Source organism: Acidicapsa ligni, from assembly GCF_025685655.1.
Lineage (GTDB): Bacteria > Acidobacteriota > Terriglobia > Terriglobales > Acidobacteriaceae > Acidicapsa > Acidicapsa ligni.
The window spans coordinates 53,163-66,025 of the sequence record NZ_JAGSYG010000001.1 but is presented as its reverse complement, the minus strand read 5'-3'; the positions used below and the strand labels follow the sequence as shown (position 1 = coordinate 66,025).

Below are 12,863 nucleotides of genomic sequence, written 5' to 3'. Positions count from 1 at the left end.
TTAATTTCTAACATCTATACCGTTGTGCGGTATATTTTACGGTTCGATTCTGTCCGTATTTACAGTTGATGACCGAGATCAACATACAAGATACGAATTAGGTACTTTGGTTCGAAATAAAAGGGCACAATAGTAGTACCGTAGTAACTTATATCCTGTGATTCTATCTTGGTCCCAAATAGATTCGGCCAAAGCACGTTTTTTCTCTGTCTTAATGACGGGTTCAAACGTGCGTTATGGTGCGGTGATAGTTCTCGCCGTTTCATTGGGATTCGCCTCTCTGCATACAATTCCCATGGTCAGCCGTGACCTCAGGTTGTTGCATGATGTGTATGCGATTGATGTGCAGGGAATTCGCCTTGAAGGTGAACTGCAATACGAGATTCAGAAGAGCCGCCGCAGGTTTCTTCGCATCCTGCTGGGGACAGGCAAGCCAGACCAGTTGCAGCGCGAGATTCAAATGCTGAACCAGGGGGATGCCACAGTTGAGTTGTTGTCGAGCCAGGTATCACAACTCGGTATTCCCAGCAGCAGTCAGGAGCTGTTCCAACAAAAGTGGGGACAATATAAAACGAAACGAGATCTGCTCATTAAGACAGAAATGCGCAGCCAGACGCCGAAATCGTATGGGGCGCATGAGGGATTGGGAAAAGAAGAATTCTTCCCGGTAGAGCAGGCCGTGAATGATGCAAGCACCGCCTTTGAGAAAGCCTCCGCCGAACATATTCAGGAAGTCTCGAACGCTCTCAACGGAGCATTGCACGAGTTGGTTGCGCTGCTGGCAATCACCCTTGCCTCGCTGTCTCTTCTCATCTGGATAGACTGGAAGCGGATTCGCACCGAAAAACAGTTGAAGCGAGCCACCCATGATTTGCTGGTAAGTGAGAGCCGATTTCATCAGGCATATGAATCCGCATCCGTCGGAATGGGAATTTTCAAGCTGGACGGGACGATTCTCTCCATGAATCAAAAAGCAGCCGAGATCCTGGGATATGAAATCGACGAACTGATCGGCACAAAAGGAGATGCTTTTGTGGCGCCGGAATTCCGGAAAAATCATGAGCAGCGGATTGACTTGATGCCCGGGAGTACCGAAGCCTCGTATCAGGCAGAGCGTAAGGTTATCCGCAAAGATGGAAAAACCGTATGGGTGCGCAATAGCGTCGCATTGCTCAACACCGCTGAGGGCGAACCGCATTTCTTCTCTATTACCGAAGAGATTACGCGCCAGAAAGAGGCGAATGATCGTCTCGCGTACCTGGCCAATTTTGACCCTGTAACGAATCTTCCGAATCTCCATTACTTCGAAGAGATTCTCGCCGCCGAGCTTGAGAAATGTGCGCCCGGCGAGGGATGCATCGCCCTTTTGTATCTCGAAATCGACAGCTTCGACTTTGTGAAAGGTACCTTCGGGCGCACAGTTGCGGACGAGATATTGAATGAGGTTGGAGCCAGCCTCTCCCAATTCCGCCAGGAGGGAGAAGTGATCGCCAGACTGGATGACCACGTCTTCGGAGTGTTGCTTCGTGCTGCTCCCTATGACGAGGCAACACTCGCGCGGGCGACGCAACTGCGTGAGGTCTTTCATCGCGCCAGCCAATTCAGCAAGCATCGCATTCCTCTATCGGCGAGTATTGGAATTGCTTATTCCAGCGATGCAGGCCGGGATATCGGCAGCCTGCGCCGTGGCTCTGTGGGAGCCGACGCCGACACGCTGCTGAAATACGCCCGCGCAGCCATGTTGGAAGCTCGCTCGCGTGGAGGCGATTCGATCTTTCTGGCCGATCCGGCATTGCAGGAGCGCGCCGCGCAGCGCCATCAGATTGAGTCCGCTCTTTTACGTGGCTTGCGTGAAAACGAATTCACCGTCGTATTCCAACCACAGTTTCTGGTGGTGACTGGGCGGCTGGTTCGTTTCGAGGCGCTATGCCGCTGGCATAGTGCGGAGCTGGGCACGATTCCTCCAGACAGATTTATCCCAATCGCCGAGCAGACCGGACTCATCACGGAAATCGGTCGCCGGGTCTTGCATGAAGCACTGATCCAGGCCAGGAATTGGACTGACTCCGGCCGCCGGATCGGTGTTGCAGTGAATATCTCTCCGATGCAGTTCATGCGGCCCGACTTCACCCACATCATCACCGAGATCCTCGCCCTTACCCGATTTCCCCCCTCACTTCTGGAGCTGGAAATCACCGAAGGTATTTTCATCCGCGACCTGAATCTGGCAGTCTCGCGAATTCGCGAACTGCAGCGATTAGGGCTGAGCGTTGCCCTAGATGACTTTGGCACAGGGTATTCCTCCCTGAGCTATCTGCAGCGTATGCCCATCGATGCAGTCAAGCTTGATCGGTCGTTTGTGAGAGATCTGACAACGGATCAAGCCACCGTCAGCATGGTCAGGTCCGTGCTCGCTATGGCTAAGGCGCTCAATCTGCGCGTCGTGACCGAGGGTGTTGAAACTGAACAGCAGCTCGAAATCCTGCGCTCGCTTGGTTGTGATGAAGCGCAGGGATTTCTTCTGGGCAGGCCGGAAACTGCGGAGATGGCGCTGCGTCGCGTCCTCGAAAGCCCCTTGCAATCCATAGGAACGCTGGCGTAAAACATTTCGATCCGCCAGTCGCGTTCCGATCTGGGTATATAGATTCAAAAGCCGTATCCTCCGCGACACGACAGACTTGCATCCATCTGTTCTCGCCCGGTACCTTGCCAATAAGACAAATTCGTTCTCGAGAAGGCATCTCACCATGACATTTGACCGCAGAAGATTTCTGACGGCCTGTACCAATGCCGGAGTAGCATCAGCGCTGCTCCCCGGAGTTCTGTATACCCTGTCTGCACAGGCCCAGGGCGATGCCGCCAAATCGGAGCAACCAAAGATAACTCCGCAATTGATCGAGGATGCAGCCGCCTTGGCTGGCGTTTCGCTGACCGCCGAACAAAAGGCCATGATGCTCAACGGGCTTGCCCGCCAGCGCGAATCCTACGCAGCAATTCGAGCACTGAAGATTCCCAATAGCGTCGCACCGGCATTTGTATTCGATCCCTTGCCGCCGGGCGCGAAGATCGACACCGATCGCAAAGAGCCGCGCTGGAGTAATGTTCCCTCGGTCGCGGCTCCATCCAAAATCGAAGATCTGGCTTTTGCCACGGTGCGAGAATTAGCCGAGCTGATCCGGTCGCGTAAAGTAACCTCGCTCGCCCTCACGCAGATGTATCTGGAGCGCCTTAAACGATACGACAGCAGTCTGCATTTCACCATCACCCTCACCGAGGAGCGGGCTCTGGAGCAAGCCAGAGCTGCCGATGCGGAGATAGCTTCTGGCAAATATCGTGGCCTCCTGCATGGCATTCCCTGGGGAGCCAAGGATCTGCTCGCAGTTAAGGGCTACCCGACCACGTGGGGCGCAGGCGGCTTCGAAAGGCAAAGCTTCAACGAGGACGCAACCGTCGTGCGGCGATTGGACGCAGCCGGCGCTGTGCTCGTCGCCAAGTTGACTCTTGGCGCGCTGGCTATGGGAGACAAGTGGTTCGGCGGTCGAACGCGCAATCCTTGGAACCCGAAACAAGGCTCAAGCGGCTCCTCCGCTGGTCCAGCCAGTGCAGTTGCCGCCGGCTGTGTAGCGTTTGCAATTGGATCGGAGACGCTCGGGTCGATCTCTTCACCGTCCACCCGTTGCGGCGATACCGGCCTGCGTCCAACCTTCGGCTTCGTTCCCCGCACAGGGGCGATGGCTTTGAGCTGGACGATGGATAAGCTCGGCCCTATCTGTCGAAGCGTGGAGGATTGCGCCATCGTATTGAACAGCATCCACGGCCCCGATGAGCAGGATCTGGCGACACGCAATGCAGCCTTCAACTGGGACGCAAATCTCGATTGGAAGAGCCTGCGAGTCGGTTACTTCAAAGGAGATTTCGATCCGCCAAAGCCATTCAAACCAGACGCGGCTGAAGCCAATGAGACGGTAGAGCAAAAGAAGCAGCGTGAACATAACAATGCTGCACGCTTGGTATCGTATGCCAGGCGCGAGTATGATCGGCACTTCAATCTGGCCGCTGTCGAAAAGCTGCGTCAAATGGGCGTGCAGCTCATTCCAGTTGAACTGCCAGATCTCCCCTACGACGCGATGAGCTCACTCCTGACCGCCGAAGCCGCAGCTGCATTCGATGACCTCACCATGACCGGCCGCGATCGTCTGCTGACAGAGCAGGGAGAAGAAGATTGGCCCAACGCTTTTCGCGTCTCACGCTTCTATCCCGCCGTCGAATACATTCAGGCCAATCGAGCACGCACTTTAGCTATCCGTGAACTATCAAAAGTGTTTGAACAGGTAGATATTGTAGTTACATCTTCCGGCAGCGAACAGTTAGTAACTACCAACCTCACTGGGCATCCAGCACTTATCCTTCCGAACGGCCTGCGCGGAGCAGATTCTCCCAAGCCACCAAAGACCGATGATGGAGAAGAGGATGATATCGGTGGGCCGAATACGCCGGTAAGTATCACCTTTCTCGCCGGACACTACCAGGATGCAAAGTTATGCGCCTTTGGACGCGCGTATCAGGACGCAACAGGCTTTCATAAGCTGCATCCAAAACTGGACTGACAGCGCCAAATGGCCAAAGCCAGACAGGCAACGCTCGCTTGATGCCTCATTCTGAGGATTTACCATCCGCATATGGCCCTGGTTGAAGTTCAATCCGTCAGCAGAAACTACCCGCGTCGCATTGGTCTGAGCCAGGAAGACCGATTCGTGGTCAAAGACGTGAGCCTCACGATTGCCGCTGGCGAGACACTCGGTCTCGTCGGCGAGTCCGGCTCAGGCAAAAGCACACTGGCAAAGATGATCCTCGGACTCGTTGCGCCCACCAGCGGAGTCATCCGAGTGGCCGGAGTGGAAGTCGGCGGCAATCGTACGCAAGGCCTGCGCAGGCAGATGCAGCCAGTCTTTCAGGACCCCTCAGCAGCACTGAATCCGCGTATGAAGGTACTGGAAATAGTGACCGAACCACTCGTGATTCATGGCTGTGAAGCCGGAGCGGGCACCAGCCGGACAGCTCTGTTGCGAGCCGCCAAAGAACTGCTCTCATCCGTCGGATTGGATGAGTCCGCTCTGGGCCGCTATCCGCATGAGTTCAGCGGCGGACAAAAGCAGCGTATCAATATCGCCCGTGCACTCGCGTTGAAGCCAAAGTTTGTCGTGCTGGATGAGCCGGTCTCGGCTCTCGATGTGAGCGTCGGAGCGCAGATTGTCAATCTCCTGCGAATGCTGCAACGCGACCACGGCTTGACCTATCTGTTTATCAGCCATTCGATGCCCCTGGTGCGCTATCTCTCGACGCGCATTGCAGTAATGGAGCATGGCAGGCTGATCGAAGTAGGCGAGTCCGAAGAGCTATGTAAAAATCCACGCGAAAGTTACACGCAAAAGCTTCTCGCGGCGACACCCGAGTTAGCAGGAAATGAGTTATGGGGCAGCCGCTAAAATCAGCAACTGCCCCATAACTTATCCAAAAATTTAAGCTGCCAAAAATCGCGAGTAACAGTTAGTTAGGCTGAGCCGGATTGGCGGGCTTATCCGCGGGTGCTGGTGTGGATGCGGGTGCCGATACGGGCGGAGTTGCCGGTGCCGGTGCAGGCGCGGTTGAAGAAGGCTGAGCCGGGTCTGCCGGTTTTGCCGGTGCACCCGTCGTCGGCGGAGTGGATGGTGAAGGAGCAGTCTGAGGTGCGCCTGGCTGCATACCGGGCCGCCTCGGCATCGGATGTCCGCCGGGCATCATTGGCTGCGTAGGCATATCGTCTACCGCCACCAGCTCCACATCAAAAATCAGATCGGACTTGGCCGGAATCACAGGCGGCCTGCCGATTGTTCCGTATGCGAGCTGGTAGGGAATAAACAAGCGGCGCTTGCCGCCGATCTTCATACCCTCAAAGCCCTGATCCCAGCCGGGAATGACCCGCCCGCGCCCCTGTGGAAACTGGATTGGCGCCGCGCCTGGATGATCCAAGGAGGAATCGAACTTCTTGCCATCGGCAGCAAGCCAGCCGGTGTAAGCGACCTTGTAAAGCTTGTTGGGTTCAGCCAAAGCGCCGGTACCGATTTTGATCTCCTGGTAGCGCAGGGCAAAGGCAGACCGAACCAACCCGTGAACCGGCTGAATTCCCGGCGGCAGCTTAATGCCCCCCGCTGTCCGGGTGCCCGCAGTAGAGCTCTTTACCGCAGAGCTTCCAGTCGCAGATTTGTGTACTGTGCCCGCAGTTGCAGGCTTTGCCGTGCTCTTGGGAGCAGGAGTTGTAGGGGTTTGAGCGGCGGCAAGAGCAGCCGTCAGTGCGAACAGCACAAAGGTTCGTTTCATAGATGCTTCAGACACTCCAAAATTGGGACTCCTCGGGAGTGTAACAGGCTCATTGGAGGCAACGTGTAAATCAGAATAACGGTGCTATGGTCGATCGTTACAATGGAGTTGGATGTCTTTGATTTTCATCGCGAATTCCGTTGCATGGCATTGGATCGAGTTACGCTCGATCGACTGGCATCTCCCGTGGCTGATCGTTGCTTCCTTCCTTGCGGGAACGCTGAACGCTGTCGCCGGGGGAGGCTCATTCCTCAGTTTTCCTGCCATGTTGTCGGTCGGTTTAGGTCCCATTCAAGCCAATGCCACCAACACGGTAGCTCTCTGGCCGGGACAACTCACTTCGATAGCCGGCTACTGGAATGATGTTAAGAAGCACTCAAAACTCGCAGTGCGGATGTCGGTTGCGGGATTAGTCGGCGGTTCTGCCGGCGCAATCGTACTGCTGAATACTCCTGCGACAACCTTTCTTCATCTCGTGCCGTGGTTGCTGCTGGTGGCTGCGCTTATCTTCGCAGCGAGCGGGCCTGTTATGAACTGGCTGAAGAGGCGTGCCACGCTTCGAGGCCAAAATCTGGACCAAAATTTGGACCAGCAGGCTGCGTCGGACGAGCCTCGTGGGCTTTGGCTGTTGATTGGCGCAACAACTATCGTCTGCTTCTACGTCGGCTACTTCGGCGCGGGCGCGGGATTTCTGATCATTTCGTTGCTGTCGCTTTTCGGCTTTCAGGACATGAACGAGATGAACGCCATGAAAGTCGTGTCCACCACGATGGCCAATGGAATGGCCTGCATCTTGTTTGTCTTCAGCGGTAAAGTCGAGTGGCGCTATTGCCTCGCTGCAATGGTCACCTGCGCTATCGGCGGCTATCTTTCTGCCCGTATTTCGCAGCGTATGAACCCACGTTTTCTCCGCGGGCTTGTCGTTTTCATCGGGTTGGGAATGGCGGCTTATTTCTTCTGGAGAAATCACTGATCCTCACGCAGGCCATCCCTGCTTTGTTCCGTTAAGGCAAAATAAAGATATGAGTCACGAAGGAATTCGTTTTTTATCCAGGGAAGAACAAGAGCGGCTGGATCGCGAAGAGCGGCGGGCTGCCGCGCTTTCGCGTGATGCGTTGACGCCCGCCAAGGTGCGTGTGTTGAAGACCGAAGGCACCGGCATGGAAATCGATTGGGCCGACGGACACACCAGCCATTGGAGCTTTCAGTGGCTGCGTAATGCATGTCCTTGTGCGAGCTGTGTAGAAGACCGAAAAAATCTTGGACTGGAGCCAGGCCAGGCCAGGCCCAAACCGGCCCAGGTATTGCAAATGTTCGAAGCCCCGGCGCGCCCCGCAAGCGCCCATGCCGTGGGCCGTTATGCCATTCAGTTCAACTGGCAGGATGGCCACAGCAGCGGCATCTACTCCTGGGATTTTCTCCGCCGAAATTGCCAGTGCCCGGTTTGCAAAGGAACCAGCTAATCCCTAAAGGGTTAACGAATCCAGGACATGACGCGAAGGCCCATCGAACCAGAAGTTCTCGACCTGAATATCCGGTCCTGAATATCCGAACCAGAACATCCGGCATCTTCCGTTTATTTAGCAGGCAAGCAGTCAACGGACATGCAAGGGCACAGCAACGGTACACTGGTATAGGACACATTCCCGCCGGGTACTACTGCTTTGCAGCTTCAAATAGACCAACTGAATCCTGAACAGCGTGCCGCCGTCGAAACCGTAGATGGCCCGGTGCTGATTCTGGCTGGAGCTGGGTCGGGCAAGACGCGCGTGATCACCTACCGCATCGCTTACCTGATCCAGGAGAAGGGTGCCGCTCCGGACTCGATCCTTGCTGTGACCTTTACCAACAAGGCTTCAAAGGAGATGGGTGAGCGCATTGACAAGCTGCTCGGCCACGGAGCGTTAACCAAGCCGACGATTGCGACCTTCCACTCGCTCTGCGTCAGGATTCTGCGGCGCGATATAGAAGCCCTGCGCATCAACGGCGAGGGCCTGACGCGCACTTTCGCCATTTATGACGAAAATGATCAGCAGTCGATCGTCAAGGCGATCATGAAGCGCATGGGGCTGGATACGAAGCAGCTTACGCCGCGCACCGTACTCGGTCGGATTTCGTGGGCCAAAAGCCACATGATCGATCCGCAGGAGTACTACCTCGGTTCCACCGACCCGGGCAGCGAGCGCATCGCGCATATCTACGAGAGCTATCGCAAGGAGATGCAGAAGAACAACGCGTTGGACTTCGACGATCTGCTGCTTGAAACAGTGCGTCTGCTGAAGTCTTCGAGCGAAGTTCGCGAACGCTACCAGCGTCGCTACAAATACCTTCTGGTGGACGAATATCAGGATACGAATCGTCCGCAATATGAGTTGATGAAGATGCTCGCGGGTGAGCGCAAAAATGTGTGCGCCGTTGGCGATGAGGACCAGAGCATCTATAGCTGGCGCGGCGCCGACATTCGCAACATCCTGGAGTTTGAGCAGGATTTTCCCAATGCGAAGATCATTCGCCTGGAGCAGAATTATCGGTCCACGCAGGTGATTCTTGAAGCCGCAGGCGCCGTGGTAGCAAACAACGCTCAGCGCAAGGGCAAGACTCTCTGGACCGAACGCGACGGCGGAGCGATGGTTGGTTATTACGAAGCTCCCGATGGCGAGAACGAAGCGCTTTTTATTGCCGACAGGATCAACAAATATCTGCGCGAGGCGGGTTCGGATACGACGCCTGGCAGGGAAGTTCCAAAATGCGCGGTGCTGTATCGCACCAATTCGCAATCACGTCTCGTTGAGGAAGCGCTGCGCCGTTACGCGATCAAATACACCATGGTCGGCGGCTTCAGCTTTTATGAGCGCGCGGAAATCCGCGACCTGCTGAGTTATCTCAAACTGGTGCAGAATCCGCATGATTCGGTTGCCCTGCAGCGGGTGGTCAATGTCCCGACACGGGGCATTGGCAAGACGACTCTGGAGACGCTGGAGCGGCTGGCGCTCGAAACAGGAATCTCGACGTGGGATGCAATTGGCCATGCAATCAAGAACCAGCTTGTTCCTGCAAGAGCATGCGTTGCGCTTGAGGGATTTCGCCGCCTGATTACCGACGCGCGCGCGATTCTGGATCCCGATTTTGCGGGCAAATTAGCCGAAGATCTGGCTGGTGCTGGAGATATCGCTGAGGCCGAGCCTGAGGCAGCGGTGGATGCGGATTTCTCGTTTGGAGAGAACACCAGCTTCGACTTTGGCGAGGCGGACGGCGGCGAAGGTACTAATTTTGATTTCGGTGCCGAGGGCGAAGTAGAACCTGCTGGAGAGAGTTCCGCAGCGCCTGCCTTCGATCTGGCCATGCTCTCGCCGTTCAGCAAGAGCAATGAGGATAAGCAGGCCGCCATCTCTGCCCGCCGCACTGCGGAAAGGCGAGCCGCAGCAGCTACATCCGGCGGTACTGCGAGTTACTTTGATTCAGCCAATGACGCGGCCTTTCGCAAGCCGGGCGATCGGGGAACTCTGCCGGAGCTGATTCGCTTCATCATCGATCGCAGCGGGTATATTCGCGTGCTTGAGCAGGAGGGTTCGCCCGAAGCTGTGAGCCGAATAGAAAACCTGAAGGAACTGGCCAACGCGGCGCAGGATGCGGAAGAGCGTGGCGAGACGCTGAGCGACTTCCTCGATCACGCGGCCCTGGTTTCAGATACGGACAAGTTCAATGAAGACTCGCGCGTCACGCTGATGAGCCTGCACGCGGCCAAGGGGCTGGAGTTTCCGCTCGTCTTTCTCACCGGACTTGAAGAGGGATTGTTCCCGCATTCCCGCACGCTGACCGATCCCAATGGTCTGGAAGAGGAGCGAAGGCTTTGCTATGTCGGCATGACCCGCGCAATGGATACGCTGGTCATTACGCGGGCGCAGTATCGTCGACGCTACGGCAATGACGCGCCAGAGGCCAGCACGCCGTCACGCTTTCTGGAAGAGATTCCAGGGCGGCTGATCGAGAATCTTGGGCGTCCTTTTGGGGGCGAGAGCTCGCGTAGCGGATACGGATCGGGCTATCGCAGCGGTTATGGCGGCGGCGGCAGCAATAGCGATTTTGAAAGCGGCCACTACAGTTACGAAGACGAAGACCAGAGCGGCAGCGCCTCCGGGACTGCTCCCGGTCGTGCGCCTGCAGGCAAATATGGCCACCTCAAGGCGACGCCTTATCCGCCTAATAAGCCCACAGTCTGGCCGCCGCAGCGTAAGCCCGCTGCAACCACTGGAAGCAAATCTTCGGAAAAAGAGCCGGATTCTATCGACAATATCGCCCAGTTTTTTGGTGGGCGAGCAGGCGGCAGCAGCTTTTCCAAGCCTAAACTGGAGGTTCCAGAGGTCTCCGGAGCGGCTGGTTTGAAGAAGGGAAGTCGGGTTCGCCATGGAAAATATGGCGAAGGAACCGTAATTCTCCGCGAAGGAGACGGAGAAGATGCGAAACTGACAGTACACTTTGCTCGATTTGGGGTAAAGAAGCTGATCGAGAAGTTCGCGCAACTGGAGAAGCTATAGCCCTTTGCGCGGTGCAGGCGTCGCCGAAAAGTCTCCGGTGAACCCGGATTGGCCGCACTCGAACAGATTCAGAACCCCAGGAAATTCAAAAAAAGAAAAGAGAGAACATGGCAAACACAAAGGCAGTAGAAGACGTCCTCGAACGGAAAAAGATCAAGCGGGCTGCACGTAAGAAGGCCGCTCCCAAGGCACCCCGCACCGGCGCACGCGGCGAAAACAAGCAGAAGCTCAAGAAAGCAGCACGCGGACAGGCTAAGCGGAAGTAGTCGGCTAGTTGGTAGTGGGTTTCCAGAGCGGTTATGGAAACCCACCGTCTCCTCACTCGATTGGTTTATATTTCGGGCGAACTACAAGCTATGTTTACTTGTGCACGGTTGCATCTTAAGATGAACTTCAGGGCTGAGGAGCGTTCCCCCTGGCAAGCCAACTGCTTTCCCGCAAGTCCATCGACAAGCTGATTAAGGATTCCGAGAATCCTGAAAACTGCCTCAAAAAGACCCTCGGCCCCTGGTCGCTGACCGCGCTTGGGATCGGTGCTGTGATCGGTTCGGGGATTTTTACGGTCATAGGGACCGCTATCTCCGGCAGCAAGGCCAGTGTCGCCGATTGGTCCAAAATACCCGTCGCGGATTTTCTTTTGCACCACTCCGCACTGGGCGGTCGGCCCGGCGCAGGCCCTGCTATCGCCATTTCGCTGATTCTCGTCGCCTTCGTCTGCGGGCTGACGGGCCTTTGCTACGCTGAACTCGCCTCCATGATTCCCATCGCCGGCTCCGCTTACACCTATGCGTATGCGACGCTGGGGGAACTCGTCGCGTGGATCATCGGCTGGGATCTGATCCTGGAGTATGCCGGGTCAAACATGACGGTCAGTGTTGGCTTTGCCGCGCACGTAGTGGACCTGCTGGACTGGTTCGGCCTCCATCCCTCCGCGCGGTGGATCTCACCGGCCTATCTCTCCGACGGACTGACGGATCTGCAAGGCAACACCCTCTACAATCCCGGCTGGCATTTTGGCTTCAACATTCCCGCCTTCCTGGTGGTGCTGCTGCTTACCGTGCTGCTGGTGCGGGGAATTCAGGAGTCGGCGAAAGCAAACAACGCAATGGTGCTCATCAAGATTGGGGCCATTCTCGTCTTTGTGTTTGCCGCGCTCGGCTACATTCATCCCGGCAACTGGCATCCCTACGCTCCCCACGGCGTCTCGGGAATTCTTACCGGCGGCTCCATTATCTTTTTCACCTACATCGGTTTTGATTCGGTTTCGACTGCCGCAGAGGAATGCAAGCAACCCCAGCGCGATCTGCCGATTGGAATCATCACAACGCTGATTGTCTGTACCGTGCTGTACCTGGCGGTGGCAATCTGCCTTACCGGGCTGGTTCCCTGGCAGTCCATGGTGGACGATGCCGCCCCAGTAGTGAACGCTCTCAAGAAGCTTTCGCATCTCCCCGGCGGGCATCCGCTGCATTGGATTCGGCTGGTCGTGCTGATCGGCGCACTCATGGGCATGATTTCGTCGCTGTTGGTGTATCAGCTCGGGCAATCACGCGTCTGGTTTTCAATGTCTCGCGACGGTCTATTGCCCAGGATCTTCAGCCGTGTCCATCCGGTCTTTCGTACGCCATCCTTCTCGACGTGGGTCGCCGGATTTCTCGTAGCCATCCCGTCGGGGCTTTTCGATATCGAACTGCTGGCCGACCTCTCGAACATCGGTACTCTCTTCGCTTTCATGCTGGTGTCCATCGGCGTGCTGGTGCTTCGTTATCGCGAGCCTGAGCGCCGACGTGGCTTCCGTGTACCGGGTGGTCCGGTTATCCCGGTACTGAGCATTTTCTTCTGCATCTTGCTAATGTGCGGCCTGCCCATCATCACCTGGTTCCGATTCTTTATCTGGCTTGTCATCGGATTGGGAATCTATTTCTTCTACAGCCGTCACCGCTCAGAGTTCGCCAAGGTACGCTAGTCGAT

The 12,863-nt window shown here is 56.1% G+C and carries 9 protein-coding genes; 8 read left to right on the top strand and 1 reads right to left on the bottom strand.

The window, feature by feature from the left end; all coding sequences use genetic code 11:
- Positions 1 to 295 precede the first annotated feature (295 nt).
- The 3 genes from OHL19_RS00295 to OHL19_RS00285 all read left to right on the top strand — a co-directional run bounded on the left by OHL19_RS00295 (position 296) and on the right by OHL19_RS00285 (position 5,486).
- Positions 296 to 2,602, top strand: coding sequence for a putative bifunctional diguanylate cyclase/phosphodiesterase (locus OHL19_RS00295; protein WP_263355565.1), 2,307 nt, complete (start codon positions 296 to 298; stop codon positions 2,600 to 2,602).
- A gap of 145 nt (positions 2,603 to 2,747) precedes the next feature.
- Positions 2,748 to 4,607 carry an amidase gene (locus OHL19_RS00290; protein ID WP_263355564.1) on the top strand — a complete coding sequence of 620 codons (1,860 nt, stop codon included), beginning with the start codon at positions 2,748 to 2,750 and terminating at the stop codon, positions 4,605 to 4,607.
- A gap of 72 nt (positions 4,608 to 4,679) precedes the next feature.
- Positions 4,680 to 5,486, top strand: a complete 807-nt coding sequence (locus tag OHL19_RS00285) for an ATP-binding cassette domain-containing protein (RefSeq protein ID WP_263355563.1) — start codon at positions 4,680 to 4,682, stop codon at positions 5,484 to 5,486.
- A gap of 61 nt (positions 5,487 to 5,547) precedes the next feature.
- Here OHL19_RS00285 and OHL19_RS00280 read toward each other — a convergent pair whose 3' ends face one another.
- Positions 5,548 to 6,357, bottom strand: coding sequence for an FKBP-type peptidyl-prolyl cis-trans isomerase (locus OHL19_RS00280; RefSeq protein ID WP_263355562.1), 810 nt, complete (start codon positions 6,355 to 6,357; stop codon positions 5,548 to 5,550).
- A gap of 112 nt (positions 6,358 to 6,469) precedes the next feature.
- Here OHL19_RS00280 and OHL19_RS00275 point away from each other — a divergent pair, with 112 nt between their 5' ends.
- The 5 genes from OHL19_RS00275 (at position 6,470) to OHL19_RS00255 (ending at position 12,858) form a co-directional block, all read left to right on the top strand.
- Positions 6,470 to 7,330 (top strand): sulfite exporter TauE/SafE family protein, encoded by an 861-nt coding sequence (locus OHL19_RS00275; RefSeq protein ID WP_263355560.1) that lies wholly within the window; start codon positions 6,470 to 6,472, stop codon positions 7,328 to 7,330.
- Positions 7,331 to 7,379: 49 nt separating this feature from the next.
- Entirely contained in the window at positions 7,380 to 7,820 is a 441-nt protein-coding gene (locus tag OHL19_RS00270; protein WP_263355559.1) for a DUF971 domain-containing protein, read from the top strand.
- Between the two features lie 201 nt (positions 7,821 to 8,021).
- Positions 8,022 to 10,892 carry an ATP-dependent helicase gene (locus OHL19_RS00265; RefSeq protein WP_263355558.1) on the top strand — a complete coding sequence of 957 codons (2,871 nt, stop codon included), beginning with the start codon at positions 8,022 to 8,024 and terminating at the stop codon, positions 10,890 to 10,892.
- A gap of 107 nt (positions 10,893 to 10,999) precedes the next feature.
- Positions 11,000 to 11,158 (top strand): hypothetical protein, encoded by a 159-nt coding sequence (locus OHL19_RS00260; protein WP_263355557.1) that lies wholly within the window; start codon positions 11,000 to 11,002, stop codon positions 11,156 to 11,158.
- Between the two features lie 188 nt (positions 11,159 to 11,346).
- Positions 11,347 to 12,858, top strand: a complete 1,512-nt coding sequence (locus OHL19_RS00255) for an amino acid permease (protein ID WP_263356785.1) — start codon at positions 11,347 to 11,349, stop codon at positions 12,856 to 12,858.
- The last annotated feature ends 5 nt before the right edge of the window (positions 12,859 to 12,863 follow it).

Coding starts and splice junctions, on each gene's coding strand:
- OHL19_RS00295 (WP_263355565.1), top strand. CDS start 296: ATGGTCAGCCGTGACCTCAGGTTGTTGCATGATGTGTATGCGATTGAT.
- OHL19_RS00290 (WP_263355564.1), top strand. CDS start 2,748: ATGACATTTGACCGCAGAAGATTTCTGACGGCCTGTACCAATGCCGGA.
- OHL19_RS00285 (WP_263355563.1), top strand. CDS start 4,680: ATGGCCCTGGTTGAAGTTCAATCCGTCAGCAGAAACTACCCGCGTCGC.
- OHL19_RS00280 (WP_263355562.1), bottom strand. CDS start 6,357: ATGAAACGAACCTTTGTGCTGTTCGCACTGACGGCTGCTCTTGCCGCC.
- OHL19_RS00275 (WP_263355560.1), top strand. CDS start 6,470: ATGTCTTTGATTTTCATCGCGAATTCCGTTGCATGGCATTGGATCGAG.
- OHL19_RS00270 (WP_263355559.1), top strand. CDS start 7,380: ATGAGTCACGAAGGAATTCGTTTTTTATCCAGGGAAGAACAAGAGCGG.
- OHL19_RS00260 (WP_263355557.1), top strand. CDS start 11,000: ATGGCAAACACAAAGGCAGTAGAAGACGTCCTCGAACGGAAAAAGATC.